The organism is Rhodobacter viridis (assembly GCF_003217355.1).
Classification (GTDB): domain Bacteria; phylum Pseudomonadota; class Alphaproteobacteria; order Rhodobacterales; family Rhodobacteraceae; genus Rhodobacter; species Rhodobacter viridis.
The window spans coordinates 172,038-186,747 of sequence record NZ_QJTK01000007.1 but is presented as its reverse complement, the minus strand read 5'-3'; the positions used below and the strand labels follow the sequence as shown (position 1 = coordinate 186,747).

The 14,710-nt window shown below is 66.4% G+C and carries 13 protein-coding genes and 1 riboswitch; of the genes, 3 read left to right on the top strand and 10 right to left on the bottom strand.

Annotation, left to right across the window (positions count from 1 at the left end; genetic code table 11):
- Window positions 1-470: 470 nt before the first annotated feature.
- Window positions 471-2,120, bottom strand: coding sequence for a SulP family inorganic anion transporter (locus C8J30_RS11075; RefSeq protein WP_110805913.1), 1,650 nt, complete (start codon window positions 2,118-2,120; stop codon window positions 471-473).
- 88 nt (window positions 2,121-2,208) lie between these two features.
- On the opposite strand from C8J30_RS11075, the gene C8J30_RS11070 reads away from it, so the two are divergent.
- On the top strand, window positions 2,209-2,688 hold the full coding sequence (locus C8J30_RS11070) for a HugZ family pyridoxamine 5'-phosphate oxidase (RefSeq protein WP_110805912.1): 480 nt from the start codon (window positions 2,209-2,211) through the stop codon (window positions 2,686-2,688).
- 36 nt (window positions 2,689-2,724) lie between these two features.
- Here the strand turns inward: C8J30_RS11070 and C8J30_RS11065 are convergent, their stop codons facing one another.
- Window positions 2,725-5,016 carry a glycosyl hydrolase family 28-related protein gene (locus C8J30_RS11065; protein ID WP_110805923.1) on the bottom strand — a complete coding sequence of 764 codons (2,292 nt, stop codon included), beginning with the start codon at window positions 5,014-5,016 and terminating at the stop codon, window positions 2,725-2,727.
- A gap of 229 nt (window positions 5,017-5,245) precedes the next feature.
- Window positions 5,246-6,850, bottom strand: a complete 1,605-nt coding sequence (locus C8J30_RS11060) for a lysine--tRNA ligase (RefSeq protein WP_110805911.1) — start codon at window positions 6,848-6,850, stop codon at window positions 5,246-5,248.
- A gap of 102 nt (window positions 6,851-6,952) precedes the next feature.
- Between C8J30_RS11060 and C8J30_RS11055 the strand changes: the two genes are divergently transcribed.
- Both C8J30_RS11055 and C8J30_RS11050 read left to right on the top strand, forming a co-directional pair.
- On the top strand, window positions 6,953-7,375 hold the full coding sequence (locus tag C8J30_RS11055) for a tellurite resistance TerB family protein (protein ID WP_110805910.1): 423 nt from the start codon (window positions 6,953-6,955) through the stop codon (window positions 7,373-7,375).
- A 102-nt stretch (window positions 7,376-7,477) separates the two neighbouring features.
- Window positions 7,478-7,664, top strand: a riboswitch (cobalamin riboswitch).
- Window positions 7,665-7,745: 81 nt separating this feature from the next.
- Complete coding sequence (locus tag C8J30_RS11050) at window positions 7,746-8,090, top strand: cysteine-rich small domain-containing protein (RefSeq protein WP_110805909.1); 345 nt, start codon at window positions 7,746-7,748, stop codon at window positions 8,088-8,090.
- A gap of 7 nt (window positions 8,091-8,097) precedes the next feature.
- Here C8J30_RS11050 and dacB read toward each other — a convergent pair whose 3' ends face one another.
- The 7 genes from dacB to C8J30_RS11015 all read right to left on the bottom strand — a co-directional run bounded on the left by dacB (window position 8,098) and on the right by C8J30_RS11015 (window position 14,704).
- A complete protein-coding gene (dacB, locus tag C8J30_RS11045) occupies window positions 8,098-9,546 on the bottom strand; it encodes a D-alanyl-D-alanine carboxypeptidase/D-alanyl-D-alanine endopeptidase (RefSeq protein WP_110805908.1) in 1,449 nt (482 codons plus the stop codon).
- The gene (locus tag C8J30_RS11040) at window positions 9,537-10,166 is read right to left on the bottom strand and encodes a nicotinate-nucleotide adenylyltransferase (RefSeq protein WP_110805907.1); all 630 of its coding nucleotides are present in this window, start codon (window positions 10,164-10,166) and stop codon (window positions 9,537-9,539) included. Before C8J30_RS11040 ends, dacB begins: the two co-directional genes overlap by 10 nt.
- Window positions 10,167-10,226: 60 nt before the next feature.
- The gene (locus tag C8J30_RS11035) at window positions 10,227-11,279 is read right to left on the bottom strand and encodes a GGDEF domain-containing protein (RefSeq protein ID WP_245909776.1); all 1,053 of its coding nucleotides are present in this window, start codon (window positions 11,277-11,279) and stop codon (window positions 10,227-10,229) included.
- Window positions 11,276-11,866: a heme NO-binding domain-containing protein gene (locus C8J30_RS18630; RefSeq protein ID WP_181420851.1), complete on the bottom strand. Its 591-nt coding sequence runs from the start codon at window positions 11,864-11,866 to the stop codon at window positions 11,276-11,278. The genes C8J30_RS11035 and C8J30_RS18630 overlap by 4 nt, the downstream gene beginning before the upstream one ends.
- A 62-nt stretch (window positions 11,867-11,928) precedes the next feature.
- Window positions 11,929-13,665, bottom strand: coding sequence for a DUF4153 domain-containing protein (locus C8J30_RS11025; protein ID WP_181420850.1), 1,737 nt, complete (start codon window positions 13,663-13,665; stop codon window positions 11,929-11,931).
- A gap of 55 nt (window positions 13,666-13,720) precedes the next feature.
- Window positions 13,721-14,416 carry an HAD family hydrolase gene (locus tag C8J30_RS11020; RefSeq protein ID WP_110805904.1) on the bottom strand — a complete coding sequence of 232 codons (696 nt, stop codon included), beginning with the start codon at window positions 14,414-14,416 and terminating at the stop codon, window positions 13,721-13,723.
- Between the two features lie 9 nt (window positions 14,417-14,425).
- Window positions 14,426-14,704 carry a DUF3572 domain-containing protein gene (locus C8J30_RS11015; RefSeq protein ID WP_110805903.1) on the bottom strand — a complete coding sequence of 93 codons (279 nt, stop codon included), beginning with the start codon at window positions 14,702-14,704 and terminating at the stop codon, window positions 14,426-14,428.
- Window positions 14,705-14,710: the final 6 nt, after the last annotated feature.

The following is a 14,710-nucleotide window of genomic DNA, read 5'->3' as shown; positions in this document are numbered from 1 at the left end:
AGCCGCTTGCCTTCCCGGCCCCAGAACGCATCCGGGTTCTCGATCGATTCCCGATACATCTCGAGGTATTTCGCACCGTTCGCATGCGCATCCTCGAAACCAGCGGGAACCTCCCGAAGTTCCGGCGCTGCCACCACCTGTTCCTGCTTACCCATCTGTCCCTCCCTCTCTGACGGTTCTCCGGGCCTTGAAAACCTGTCGTCACCCTAAGGCATCATTCCCCTAGGACATTGTAAAGGGTTTGTCACACCCAATGTAATTGTCCATTCCTACTAGGTGATTTTGTAAATTCATTCACAAGTCATCCCCACAATTCTGTAAATTCCGTGCGTTTCCCGTCCTGTTTGCGCGCCCCGCGCAAAAGCGATGGCGCGGGGCCAAAGCGGCAGGATCGGCAAAGCCCCGTGGCGGCGATGTGCCGCAGTGGACCTTGCGGCATCCGCACCCGACACAGGGCCCGAATCGCGGGGTCACGCAGCGTCAAGCTTGGCCAGCGCCGCTTCGGCATCGGGGCAATAGCACAGCATCGGCTCGGTCAAGCCCTGCGCCCGCATCGCCGCCTCGATCGCGGGGGAGGCGCGCAGCACCATCAGCCGCTCGCCCTTGCGCCCAAGCTTTTGCGCCAGCTGCAAGATCATCCGCGCCCCGGTGCTGTCGACGAAGCCGACCTCGGAGACATCGAGCAGGATCGCCCGCGGATGGCTGGCAATCCGGTCGAGCACCGAGCCGAGCCGCGCCACCGCGCCAAAGAAAACCGCGCCGCGCAGGTGATAGGTGACGACATCGCGCCGGGTGGTGTCGGCGTCGCGGGCATGGGTCGCCCCCTCGTCGAGTTCGGTCATCTCGGACATGTGGCGGATGAAGACGAGCCCCCCCAACGCGAAGCCGATCACGATGCCCTCGGCCAGATCGCGGAAGACGACGACAAGGAAGGTGACGATCAGCACCAGCGCATCGCCTTTGGACGAGCGGATCAGCGCCGCCATCTCGTGGCGCTCGATCATGTTCCAGGCGACGATGCCCAAAAGCCCGGCCAGGGCGGCGAGCGGGATATAGCCCGCCAAAGGCGCCGCGACGATCATGAAGCCAAGGATGAAGAGCGCATGGAACATCCCCGCAGCGGGGCCGTTCGCCCCGGCGCGGACGTTGGTTGCGGTGCGGGCGATCGTGCCGGTGACGCAAAAGCCGCCAAAAAGCGCCGCGCCCATGTTCGCCACGCCCTGCGCCACCAGTTCCATGTTCGAGCGGTGCTGGGTGCCCGACATGCCATCGGCGACCATTGCCGAGAGCAGCGACTCGATCGCGCCGAGCAGCGTGAAGCTGAAGGCCCAGGGCAACGCGGCTTGAACGCTGGCGAGCGACAAGTCCGGCAGCGCCGGGGCGGGCAGAAGCCGCGGCAGGCCGCCAAAGCGCGACTGGATCGTTTCGACCGGCAGATGCAAGAGCGTCGCGGCAAGGGTGATCGTGGCGATGCCCAGAAGCAGGCTCGGCAGGCGGGGGGCAAAGCGCTTGAGCGCCTCGATCACCGCGACCGTCGCCAGTGCCACGCCCACCGCGGTCGGGCTGAGGGTGTCGCGGGCGGCCCAAAGTGCCGCAAGTTTCGCCAAGATCGGCCCGGGCTCGCCATGCGCCAGGGTCAGCCCCGCCATATCCTTGATCTGGCTGGCAAAGATGATCACCCCGATGCCCGAGGTGAAACCCACCGTGACCGGATAGGGCATGTAGCGGATGGTGGAGCCCAGCCGCAACAGCCCCAGCGCCGCCAGCATCACCCCCGACAGGAAGGTTGCCAGCACCAGCCCCGAAACGCCGGTCGCCGTCACGCAGGCCAGCACCAGCACGATGAAGGCGCCCGCCGGACCGCCGATCTGGAACCGCGATCCGCCAAACGCCGAAATCAGGAACCCGCCGATGATGGCCGTGAACAGGCCCCGCTCGGGTCCCACCCCCGAGGCGATGGCGATCGCCATCGACAGCGGCAAAGCGACGATCGCCACCGTCAGCCCCGCCACCAGATCGGCGCGCAGCCGCCCCAGATCATAGCCCTCGGCAAAGGCTGTGGCGGACATCGGCAAAAGGGGCTCGGCCCCGACCTTTGCAGGCAGGCTCTCGTTGCGCATGGCGGCTTCTTCGTTATGGATGTGCAGGCAGCAAACAGCGCCGCGGCGGTCGCTGTCAAGCCCGATGCCCTCACCATTCGGAGAGAAAATGTCCGAAAAACCGAAAGATCCCGTGCAACCCGCCTCGGACGAGGCCCGCCAGATCGCGCGCGACCTGATCACCACGGCCCGGTTCTGCGCCTTGGGCGTGCTTGACCCCGAAACCGGCTTTCCCTTCGTCAGCCGCATCGCGCTTGGCGCCACGTCCGAGGGCGGTCTGTGCACGCTGATCTCGGGCCTTTCGGCGCATTCGCGCGCGCTGCGGGCAGATCCGCGGGTCTCGCTGCTGGTGGGGGAACCGGGGCAAAAGGGCGATCCGCTCGCCCATCCGCGCCTCACCTTGCTGGCCGAGGCGGAGCCCCTGCCCCGATCCGATGCGCTCTGTGATCGCTGGCTTGCCGATCACCCGAAGGCGAAGCTTTACATTGACCTGCCGGATTTCTTCTTCGTGGGTTTCCGGCTGCGCGCGGGATCGCTGAACGGCGGGTACGGTCGCGCCTTCCGGCTGGCGCCCGACGACCTCGGCTGACAAAGCAGCGGGAGCCCAAAGGCCCCCGCCGCCCGCTCAGTTCGGATTGTCGATGCGGATGCGCACGTTGACCTTGCCCTTGGCCGCCTCGGGCCAGGTCAGCGTCACCAGAGTCTTGCGCGCGCCCTGCTCGGTCAAGACATAGGGCATCGCATTGACCCGGTTGCCCGCCCCATTGGTGATCGCCCCCACCGAGACCACGCTTTCGACAGTCCGCGCCCAGGCCCCGAAGGGCAGATACTCCGAGGCATCGACGCTCCAGACCGTCTGCGCGCTTGCCTGACTGGCCTGAACCATCACCGGGTTCACCGTCATGTAGTTGATCGCATTGAAGATGTTGTTCTCGAACACGATGTTGCGCATGCGCGAATAGTCGAGATCGGCAAAGCTCGTGTCGACCTTTTCGATGCGGTCGATATTGCCGTTCAGCGACTTGAAGACGTTGTTCGAAACCGTCAGCCCCTGAATGTAATGGCCGCTGCCATAGGGCTTGATCGAGATCCAGGTCACCCAGGCCGCGACATCATCCATGATGCAGGTGTTGCCGGTCATCGTCAGGCCGCCAAAGGAATATTGCACGCCCAGATCCGGCTCGGGCGAATATTCATTCGTCCATTCGATGAAGTTGTTGTCGATGTAGTTCCCGGTGATCGTCGACTGCACGTTCGGCGTCGTGAACACCAGCCCCGGCACCCGCGGCCCGTTCACCTGCCCGTCGCCCTGAAACCAGTGGTTGCCCACCAGCACATGGCCGGTGCCATCCAGAACCATCGTCGTGCCGAACCGGACAAAGCGCGAGTCGCGGATCTTGGTATCGTTCGCATTGACGTTGAAACAGACCGAGGTGCGGTCGCCGACGTTCATGTCCATCTCGTTCGACAGGAAATCGCAGCGGTCGATACAAAGGTTCTGACACCCCCGCCCGATCGAGGTGATGGCCCGGTCCTTGGGCTTCACCATCCAGCAATCGCGCAGCCCGAAACTGTCGCCTTCGCGCGGCAGCAGGATGCCGCTGGCGTACCCACCAAGCTGGAAATCGATGTTCGACAGCGTGAAGCGGGCCAGCAAATCCATGCCCGAGAAGTCGAGCGCATATTTGTAGCGGGTGAAGGTGTAGCTGCGCGTTCCCGAGCCGCCGTAAAGCGGCTGCGACAGCGTCAGTTTCGCGGTGCCCACATCGACCGCCTGCACATAGACCTCGCGCCCGACGCCGGAGCCGCTCACCCGGGCACCGACCGGGATATTCGCGATGTTCACGACATTGCTCAGGATCGTGGATTGCGTCGTGGAATAGGTCGCGGTCGAGGTCACCTTGGTGTCCGCCCAGGCGGTGCCGTCGCTGATCGAGATCTGCCCGTTCGCCAGCACCCGCCGGTTCGACCAGCTCGCGGTATCGGGCACAGCCGCCTTGACATCGATCGGCGCGGTCAGATCGACACGCCGGCCGCGCAGGTCGAAGATGTTGTTGTCGGTATAGGACAACAGCGCCTGCAAGCCTTTCTTCAGCGCCAGTTCCTCGTCGCCAAAGGCCTGTGCATAGGTCGGAAAGTCGAAATTCTTCTGCAAGACCAGCCGCGCGGTCGTGGGCATGCTCAGGGTGCCGGCAAAGCGGATCGGGCTGTCGATCGACATCGAGGAGGCGATGCGATAGCTGCCCTCGGGCACCAGGATGGTGCGCCCGTCGGCCGCCACATCGGCCGCCAGAAAGGCCGCGCGGTCATCGGTCGTGCCATCGCCCTTGGCACCGAAATCGCGCACGTCGACGACATCCATCATCGTGCGCAGGAAGGCCTCGGTCACATCCTCGATGACGAAATCCTCGATCCGCACCACGCCGCCGGTCAGCCCGGTCAGATCAAGCCCGAAATGGCCGTAACTCGGCATCGCGCCCCAGACGAGATCGACCCCCGCGCGCGCGCCCGAGCCGACGATCGCCTGCACCGTCACCACCTTGCCATAGCTGGTCAGCGCCACCGAGGCGGCCTCTTCGGTCAGCCCCCCGACATGAGCGTTCGACGCGTTCATCGGATAGCCCGCGATCCGCACCGAACAGAAATTGCCCGAGATCGCCTTCACCTTGGCGGTGATCCGCAGATAGACGCCGGGGATGATCGGCGTATTGCCCATCCAGCGCAGCTTTTGTGTGGTCTGGGTCTTGGTCATCTCGAGACACGCGCCGAAATCGGCATCCGCCGGAACCAGCGCGGCATTCGAGGCCCCCGCATAGGTGGCCGAGCCCGCCGTGCCATTCTCGCTCGACCATTGGTTGAGCCCCAGTTCGAAAGCAGAGGGGGTCAGGTTCACCCCGTCGGTGATCGCGATATTCATCCGAGAATCCTTCTTGTTCCGGCCCGCCCCGAGGCGCGGCGCAAACGGAAACCGGGCGCAGCGCCAATGGCCCTGCGCGGCCGTCCCAGGCGCCGCAATCATCGGGAATGCACCGGGCCTCTTCGCCCCGGCTTGGCCAGAACTAGCCCGGAAGATTGAAGAAGGACTAACGACAGCGCGCGCTGCCCGGCCCCGGACAACGCGCGCGAAGGTCGTTTCAGCGGGGGCTTCAGCCCTTGACGAGCCCGCCCGCCAGCGCGGTTTCCATCAGCGCGATGGTTTCCTTCACGCCGTAAAGTGCGATGAAGCCGCCAAAGCGCGGGCCTTGCGATTGCCCCAGCAGCACCTCGTAAAGCGCGGTGAACCAGTCACGCAGCGGCTCGAACGCATGCGCGGTGCCGACGGCGAAGACGATCGTCTGCAGCCCCTCGGACGGGTCTTCGAACTGCTCGTGCAGATCACTCGCGGGCAGCGCCTTGAGCCGCGCCAGCAGATCGTCCATCGCTGCGCGCTCCTTGTCGCTCGGCAGCCGGAAGGTCCGGGTCGGCGCAACGAAATCGTGGAAATAGCGCACCGCAAAGCCCGCCGCCGCATCCAGATCGGGATGGGTTTCGGGCGTCGCTTCCGGCGCATAGCGCTTGATGAAGCCCCACAGCCCGGCCTTGTCGCTGGCCCCCGCCACGGAGGCGAGGTTCAGCAGCATCGCAAACGGCACGACAAGGTTCGACTCGGGCGGGTTGCCGCCGTGAATGTGCCAGACCGGGTTGTCGATCTGCTTCGCCACATCCTGCGTCGGATAGGCGCGCAGCTGCTGGTGATATTCGTCGACCGCCTTCGGGATCACGTCCCACCACAGCCGCTTCGCGGTCTTCGGCTTTTGATACATGAAATAGGACAGGCTTTCCGTCGCCGCATAGCTCAGCCATTCGTCGATCGTCAGGCCGTTGCCCTTCGATTTCGAGATCTTCTGCCCCTGATCGTCCAGGAAGAGCTCATAGGTGAAATGCTCGGGCTTCTTGCCGCCCAAGACCTCGCAGATGCCGTCATAGATCGGCGTGTTGGTCGAGTGGTCCTTGCCATACATCTCGAAATCGACATCGAGCGCCGCCCAGCGCATGCCGAAATCGGGCTTCCACTGCAGCTTCACATGACCGCCCGTCACCGGCAGCGTCCATTCCTTGCCGGTCTCGTCGTCGAAGGTGATCAGCCCGTTCTTCGCATCCACATTCTTCATCGGCACGTAAAGCACGCGGCCGGTTTCCGGGTGGATCGGCAGGAAGCAGGAATAGGTCTGCTGACGCTCTTCGCGCAGCGATTTCAGCATGATCGCCATGATCGCGTCATAGCGCTCGGCGCAGAGCCGCAGCATGTCGTCAAACTTGCCGGCCTTGTAATAGTCGGTGGCGCTCGCGAATTCATATTCGAACCCGAAGGTATCAAGGAACCGGCGCAGCATGGCGTTGTTGTGATTGCCGAAGCTGTCGAACTCGCCGAACGGGTCGGGCACCGCGGTCAGCGGCTTCTGGATGTTCGCGTAAAGCAGCTCCTGCTGCGGCACGTTTTCCGGCACCTTCCGCATCCCGTCCATGTCGTCCGAGAAGCACAGAAGCCGCGTCGGAATGTCCGAGATGATCTCGAAGGCGCGGCGGATCATCGTCGTGCGCGCGACCTCGCCGAAGGTGCCGATATGCGGCAGACCCGAGGGGCCATAGCCGGTCTCGAACAGCACATGTCCCTTCTTCGGCGGGGATTTTTCGTAACGTTTGAGCACCCGGCGCGCTTCCTCGAAAGGCCAGGCTTTGGAGTTCATCGCAGCGTCGCGCAGGGTGGTCATGTCAAATCCTCATCCGGGCGCCCCATGCGCCTCGCGCCTGACCTATTGAACGGGGCGTAAAACGTCAATAATTCTTGAGGCAGACCCAGAAAGGACAGACCCGTGACCGACACCCTTCCCTCGCTTTCGCCGCAGGATGCGCTTGTTGCCGTGATGGTCGCCGTCTCGGCCTCCGATGCCACGATCCGCACCGCCGAGCTCGTCGCCATCGAGCGGATGGTGAACCACATGCCGATCTTCGCCACCTATGACATCGACCGCATCCGGGTGGTGGCGCAGACCGTCTATTCGCTTTTTGAAGAAGAGGAAGGCCTTGCCGCCCTCTTTGGCCTCGTCCGCGAAGCCCTGCCCGAAAAGCTCTTCGAGACCGCCTATGCGCTGGCCTGCGATGTCGCGGCGGCGGACGGCGTCCTGCATCAGCCCGAGCTGCGCATGCTCGAGGAAATCCGCGACGAGCTGTCGATCGACCGGCTGCATGCGGTGGCGATCGAATGGGGCGCAAGGGTCCGTCACGTCAAACTGTGAGGCCCGGGCGGGGAAGGCACCGCCTTTCCCCCGCTTCCCCCCCGATGTCGGCCACGCTCCGAAAGACGCCGCAATGCCGATTGACACATTCCCTGCCCGCCCCCATCTTCAGGGAGCCTTGGTCCTGCGGCACTCGGTCGCGGGATAATAGGGAAGCCGGTGCAAATCCGGCGCTGCCCCCGCAACTGTCAGCGGCGAGCCTTCTGCAAGATCCACTGGCATAAGCCGGGAAGGGGCAGCAGGCGTTCAAGCCGCAAGCCAGGAGACCTGCCAGGCCAAAGACCATCCCGGGCGGCGGGCCCGGAGGCATGGACCCCGTGCAAACGGTCCGCGCCCCTCCGCCCTCGGCCGACACAGGACAGGCCAGGCCATGGAACCGAAAGACACGACGACGAACACCGCCTTCAAGGGCTTCACCAACACGAATTGCCCGTTCCTGCCCTGCCATCCGGGGGTGAAACGGGCCTTCAACTGCCTGTTTTGCTATTGCCCGCTCATCGCCTATGAATGCCCCGGACCGTATCAGACCTACACCGACCGCAACGGCCTGACGCGCAAGGATTGTTCCGCCTGCACGCTGCCGCATGACGGCCATGAGCAGTCGTGGAACTTCATCCAGAAATGGCTCGAATATCCGCAGCCGTGGTCCGGCAAGCCGCAGACCGACCCGCCGACCTTGCGCCCGCGCCCGCCGGGGGCGCAAGGTCAGCCGTAAGACCTGATCAGCCGTAAAGCGTCGCCCAGCGCGTGATCAGCTGGCTTTGCAGCACCTTCGAGCGCCCAACCCACCCGCGCGAGCCCTCGGCCTGCTCGGCGTCGCGCGACTGCGCCCGCCGCGCCAGATCGCCGGTGAAGATCGCGAAGGTCAGCTCGGTGCCATCGGGCGCGGTGATGTAGCCCGTCAGCGTCGAGACGAAATTCAGCGTCCCGGTCTTCGCATCGACCCGGATCTCCTGCCCCTTCACCTTGCCGCCCGCCTCGTCGCGCAGATTGAACGGCTTCATCAACCCGCGCAGACCGACCTTCGGCCCGAGCAGCGTCACCGCCTTCACCATCTCGACCGGGGCGATCCGGTCATCGCCACCCAGACCCGAGTGATCAACGAACCGCGCCCGCGTGCCGCCCAACCGGCCGCTCAGCCAATCGCTCATCGCTGCACCCGACGGCCCGCGGGCCGCATTCACGCCCCGCACCGTCGAGGCCGTCATCCCCACCGCTTCCGCAACGATGTTGGTCGAATATTTCAGCATCGAGCGCAGGATCACCGGCAGCGGGTCCGAGGCCTTGCTGGCCAGAACCTGCGCCCCCCCGGGCAGCCCCCGCACCGGCTCGGGCGCGGGCAAGTCAATCCCGCGCGCGCGCGCAAGCGACTGGAACACGTCGCCCGCATAGGCATCGGGCAGACGCACCGGCAACCAGCGGGCCCCCGCCTTGCCCAGCGCATTGGCCGCCACCGTCCAATGCTCCTTGCCGCCCGACTGACGATAGTCGAACAGCGGCGCCTGCCGCGCCACCGCCGCCACATCGGCCGTATAGACCTTGGGCACATAGCGTTCGGACCGCGCATCCATCGCCAGCGCATAGCCGCCCTTGGCGCGTTTCCATTCGAAATGCACGCGGTTGTAATTCAGGATCAGACCGGAAATCGACGGGTTGTAGCCCACATGCACCGGCTGATCGGCGGCGATTTCCTCGGCATAGGGCAGCGCGCCACCCCAGACGAGGAACCGCCCGCTGACCCCGGTCACGCCTTTGCGCGCCAGATCGGCCACCAGATCGGCCAGCCCGTCGGTATCCAGCGTCGGGTCCCCGCCGCCCGCCAGGATCAGATCGCCCTGCACCCGCCCGCCCGAGACCGGCCCCGTCGCCAGCACCCGGGTCTGAAAGCGGAACTGCGGCCCCAGCGTCTCCAGCGCATAAAGCGTGGTGATCGTCTTCGCGGTCGAGGCGGGCGCCATCGGCTTGCCGCCATCGCGCGCTTCCAGCACCAGCCCGGTGCGCGCATCGGCCACCACATAGCCGACATCGCCCCCCAACCGCGCCGCCGCGATCAGCTCCTCGCCCGACAGCATCCGCACCGCCGCGCCCTCGGCCCGCAACACGGTGGGCGCGGCCAGCATGGCCCCCGCCCCCAGCATCCCGCCCAAAACTCCGCGCCGCGTCACGTCCATTCCCGTCTCCCTTCCGCTGCGCCGCGCCAGCCGCCCTCCGCCCGGATCGAGGAGGAGGACAGGTCCGACATCGGCATCTGCACGAAACACCAGGCAGGCAAGTCCGCGCAAGCCAGATGCCGCGCCGCCTCTGCACGGATGCGTGCGCGCGCAAACATCTGTGCCGCCCGCGCCTGCCGCGTCACCATCCGGTGACCCGGCCGCGCCAGCACGCCGACGGGCACCAGCGACAGGATCGTGCGCCAGTCTTCCCAACGGTGGAACTGCGCCAGATTGTCGGCGCCCATCAGCCAGACGAACCGCACCCCCGGATAAAGCGCGCGCAGCCGCGCCAGCGTCTCGGCCGTGAAGCGCGTGCCCAGCTCGGCCTCGAGCCCGGTCACCTTGACCTTGGGATCGCGCATCACACGCCGGGCCTGCGCGATCCGGCGCGCCATCGGCGCCGGTCCCCGCGCCTTCAGCGGATTGCCCGGGCTCACGAGCCACCAGACCTGATCCAGACCAAAGCGGCGCATCGCCTCGCGCGTGATATGGGCATGCCCGGCATGGGCCGGGTCGAAAGACCCGCCCAGAAGGCCGATGCTCTGGCCGCGCGTGGCAATCGGAAAGCCCTGTCTCATGTCCCTGCCCTACCCGATCACTCCGGGCAGCGCCACCGGCTTGTGACGGCTCCGTGACGCTCAGGCCTGCGGGCGCGGCGCGAAGCGCAGGGGCGCAATCGTCCAGCGCCCGCGCCCCGCGCGTTTCGACTGGTAAAGCGCCGCATCGGCCTCGGCCATCAGCTCTTCGGCCAGGATCGGACGACATTCGAGCGCGATCGAAACCCCGATCGAGGCCGAGATCCGGCAGTCCACCCCGTCCAGGCTGACCGGCTCCTCGATCCGGGCAATCAGGCGCTCGGCCATCGACTCGATCATGCCGCGCTCGACCGGGCCGCGCAGCAGGATGATGAATTCGTCACCGCCAAGCCGCGCCACCAGATCCCCGCGCCGCACCTCGTCGCGCAGCACATGCGCCGCCCGCACCAGCATCGTGTCGCCCGCCGCATGGCCCAGCGTGTCATTGACCTGCTTGAAGTAATCGAGATCGAGATGCAGCAACGCAAAGTTCCGCCGCCCCCGCGCCGCCGACTTGATCGCATGGCTCATCGCCGCATCGAAAGCACGCCGGTTCGCCAGCCCGGTCAGCGGATCGAGCTGCGCCTCGGTCTCGGCCTCGGCCTTGGCCAGCTGCAACCGCCCGGTCAGCGCCGTCAACTCGCCCAGCACGGCGGCCTTCGCCTCGGCCAGAAACAGGAATTCCATCGCCAGATCCGAGGCCGCGAAATCCGCCTCGGTCAGACCGAAATAGCGCACGGCTTCGGACAGCTGGATGCCAAAGGACAGGTTCACCAGCACATCCGCCTGTTCCCCCGGCCCCAAAGGCACCGCAAGGCCGCGCAGGTTGAACATCGGATAGCGCACCAGCGTCAGCCCGAGCCGTCGGCCGGAAAAGGCCGCCTCGCGGCTCTGCTCGACCCCGCGCGCCCGGCGCAGGGTGAAATGGCGGGCGAAATCGCCTCCCGCCGCCCCCGGCCCGACGATCCGCGCCAGCGTCGGCCCCATGCCCCGGATACGCCCGCGCGCATCAAGCCACAGAAACATCGGCATCAGCCGCCCGAGCATCTCGGTGCTGAGCGCCAGCACCGGCTCGGAAAAGGGCATCGGCGGCTCCACAGGGTCAATCCGGCTCATTCCGCCTCTCCGAATTCCGGGGGGGCCAGATCGAACTGGCGCGCAACGTAATAGGTGGTGAAATGCAGCTCGACCTGCACCCGCTCCACCCCGCCGCGCGGTTCGAGCAGATCGATCAGCACCAGCGCGCCGTAATCATCCGCCATTGCCCGCATCAGCCCGGCCATCACCGCGCCCCAGCCCGGAAAGCGGCCCCGCACCAGCAGGGTGAACCGCCCCTGCGCCTCGGACTGCAGGGTCAGTTCGGGCAGTTCGAGATCGGGCAGCGCCATCTGGGCACGGCCCTGCAACTCGTCGAGAGAATAGAGAAATTCGAGATAATCCGGGCCACCGAATCGCAGCAGGCGACGCAGCGATTCGGTCTGCGCCACCTCGGCTCCGATGTCTTCGAGCAGCGTTTCCCGGGTCTTGCCGGTCAATCCCTCCGCCACGGCCAACAGCGTCTCGGTGGTCTCGTCCGCATAAGTCAGCATGGCCTCAAACCCTTCCGGGCCAAGGCGCAAACGGTCTGCCACTTCCCGCCAGACCATGCTGCCATGGTGCTTGCACAGGAAAGCCTGAATGGATTTATTGACGATACCGAGCATGGACCCTCCACGCACGAACCTTATCGCAACGGCTCTTAACAAACCCCCAATCTGGAACGACTTTAAGGTAGCAGGCCGATCTGCCAGCGGCCGAGCTTCAGCGTCTGCACGCTCACCGGGGCGGTGACGGGCGGCCCCGCGCGCAGCGCCGCGATCATCTCGGAAATCGACACCGGCCCGTCCGCGCTGATCAAGAGCCGCTCGCCCTTGGTCCATTCGGCAGGTTCGGATTTCCGAAACACCATCACGTCGTCGTCGCCGGAATACTTGTTCGCGTTCAGAAAGACCGCCTCCGGCCCGGGGGTTTCGGGCTGCAGATCGGCCAGAACCAGCGCACAGCTGTCGGGCTTGCCGCCCTGCTTGCCGCCGCATTGGGCAATCCCGCGCGGCTGCAGCTCTGCGACCAGAACCTCGGCCAGCCCGTCGGGCCAAGCCGCCCCCTCGGGCTTCAGCATCACCACCGCGCGCAGCATCGCCAGCATCTCGGGCCCGCCAAAGCTCGCATCCTCCAGCTGCCAGGCGCTTGTCGCCGCCGCCACCCGGTCCAGCTGCGCGGCCAGCGCCGAATCGTCCTGCGCCAGCGCCCGCAGCGCGATCAGCCCGCGCTGCCCCGCCGCGCCCCAGTCATGCGTCATCTCCCACAGCGGCAGCTGCGCCACCGTCGCCTTGCCCGCCTCGAACCGCGCGATCTGCGAGCGCACCGCAATCGCCTCGGGCGAGACGAGCGGGGTCAGCCACAGCCCTGCAAGCGCCAGGATCGCCAGCGCCATCGCCACATTCGCCTGCCGCAGCGTCTCGCGCCAGCGCCGCCCCATGCTCAGCGCCGCCAGATAGCTGATCCCATAACCCGCCATGATCCCCGCCAGCGCCGCGGCCGCCACCCGCTCCGGCGTCCAGCCATATTGCCCGACCCGCAGCGCCAGGGCCCAGATCGCCAGACCGACCAGCACCGGCACCAGCGCCATCAACCCCCGCGCCGAAACGGTCAGGATCAGCCCCTGCGCCGCTTCGACATCATCCTCGTCCGCCACGATCGAGATCAGCGCCACCGAGGCGATCGCCGTGGCGAGCAGCGCCGAGGCCGCCGACAATTCGCCAAACAGCGCCCCCAGCCCGCGCAGCGGCAGCGCCGCGACAAAGACCACGACGACGCCCAGCACCACGGGCGTCAGCAGCCGCAAAAGCCGCAACAGAAGATAGGGCGACACCGTGTCCGAAAGCTCGGTCACCACCGAGAAGCCCAGACCGAGCGTCGCCCCGGCGATCAGCCACAGCCCCAGCGCATTCGACAGCACGTCCTTCAGCACCGTCACGCCGACGAGCTGCAACAGCGCGCTGAGCAGCCACAGCACCAGCAGCGCCGTGCCGACAAAAAGCCAAGCCGAGACATAGCGCACGACGATGTTCCAGCTTTCGATGAAGAGCACGCGATAGTCGGTCAGCCCGGCGCGTCCGCCCAGCCCGAAGGCCACCGCAAAGGGCACCGGCATCACCGCCAGCACCGCCATCGCCAGCACCAGATGGTCGGTCGCAAGCATGTCTCGGCCGGTCGCAAAGTCGAGCCCCTTCAGCGCGACCAAGCCTGCCGCAACCGCCGCGATCGCCGCCGCGAAAGGGACCGACCGCCGCATGCCCAGATCCGGCGCCATCGCCAGCGCACCAAAGAAGAAACTGCCCGCCAGCACCAGCAACGGCAGGGCCGCCCGCCACGTCTCGAGCAGCGCGAACTGATCGAACAGCCCCCAGAAGGCAAACCCGCCCAGACTCCCGATCAGGATGAATTGCAACCGACTGCTCATCGCGCCCTCCGTTTTCGCCAGCTTAGCCACCGGCACCCGGATTGGCGAGAGCAGCTCAGCCGCCCGCCAGCCAATCCGCGAGGCCGTCGATCGTCGGCAAGACGACATCGGCGGCCGGGGCCAGGGTCTCGGCGACGGCCGGTCCGGTCAGCACCGCCACCGCCCGCATCCCCGCCGCCCGCGCCGCTGCCATGTCGTGCAGACTGTCGCCCACCATCGCAACCTGCGCGGGCAAAACCCCCACCGCCTGCGCAAAGGCCAGAAGCTGACCCGGCTCGGGCTTGCCGCCAAAACCGCTGTCATATCCGGCGATGAAGTCGAAAAAGCCGTGCACGCCCTCGCGCTCAAGTTGCGCCCGCGCCGAGGATTCGCTGTCATTCGTCGCCACGCCCAGACGCAATCCGGCCGCTTTCAGCCCGCCAAGACAGCAGGTCAGGTCGACCGCAGCCACCTGCGGTGCGCGGCATGCCGCCGCATCAAGATCGCGCACCAGCGCCGCGATCGAGCGCCCCGGCAGATGCGGCGCGATCAGCTCCGCCACCTCGGCCACGGTGCCCGCAATCACCGGGGAATGGCGCTCGAAGTGCCCGGCCGCAAGGTTATAGCCGATGGCCCGGGCCAGCCGTCCAGCCAGCTCGGCATCCCCCTCGGCCAGATCGAAGGTCACGTCGCGCGCCCAGGCCCCCCAGGTCGCGTCGAAATCAAAGAGCGTGCCGTCCTTGTCAAAGAGGATCGCCGCAATATCAGCCACTTGATCACCTCACGTCCAGTTGCGGCCAGCCTGGCCGTCCAGCACCGCTGCCGCCATCGGCAGCTCCTCGGGGCGGATGCCCAGGGCGGCCGCGCAGCTGCGCACCCAGTCGTCTTCGCGCAGCACATGCGCCAGCACGGCGCGCTGCATCGCGGGCTGCGCCGCCTCGGCGCGCACCTGATCCGCATTGGCCCCGCTGGCCCCCAGAAACGCCAGCCAGACCTCTTCTTCGCCCGCCATCCAGCCCAGCGCGCGGATCGCGAGAATTTGTGCGAAATCCCGCTCCAATCTGTT

What these genes read in the sequence shown, in the direction of transcription:
- dacB (WP_110805908.1), bottom strand. Translation starts at nt 9,546, where the DNA reads ATGGACGTGACGCGGCGCGGAGTTTTGGGCGGGATGCTGGGGGCGGGG.
- C8J30_RS11070 (WP_110805912.1), top strand. Translation starts at nt 2,209, where the DNA reads ATGTCCGAAAAACCGAAAGATCCCGTGCAACCCGCCTCGGACGAGGCC.
- C8J30_RS11050 (WP_110805909.1), top strand. Translation starts at nt 7,746, where the DNA reads ATGGAACCGAAAGACACGACGACGAACACCGCCTTCAAGGGCTTCACC.
- C8J30_RS11065 (WP_110805923.1), bottom strand. Translation starts at nt 5,016, where the DNA reads ATGAATATCGCGATCACCGACGGGGTGAACCTGACCCCCTCTGCTTTC.
- C8J30_RS11060 (WP_110805911.1), bottom strand. Translation starts at nt 6,850, where the DNA reads ATGACCACCCTGCGCGACGCTGCGATGAACTCCAAAGCCTGGCCTTTC.
- C8J30_RS11025 (WP_181420850.1), bottom strand. Translation starts at nt 13,665, where the DNA reads ATGAGCAGTCGGTTGCAATTCATCCTGATCGGGAGTCTGGGCGGGTTT.
- C8J30_RS11035 (WP_245909776.1), bottom strand. Translation starts at nt 11,279, where the DNA reads ATGAGCCGGATTGACCCTGTGGAGCCGCCGATGCCCTTTTCCGAGCCG.
- C8J30_RS11040 (WP_110805907.1), bottom strand. Translation starts at nt 10,166, where the DNA reads ATGAGACAGGGCTTTCCGATTGCCACGCGCGGCCAGAGCATCGGCCTT.
- C8J30_RS11075 (WP_110805913.1), bottom strand. Translation starts at nt 2,120, where the DNA reads ATGCGCAACGAGAGCCTGCCTGCAAAGGTCGGGGCCGAGCCCCTTTTG.
- C8J30_RS18630 (WP_181420851.1), bottom strand. Translation starts at nt 11,866, where the DNA reads ATGCTCGGTATCGTCAATAAATCCATTCAGGCTTTCCTGTGCAAGCAC.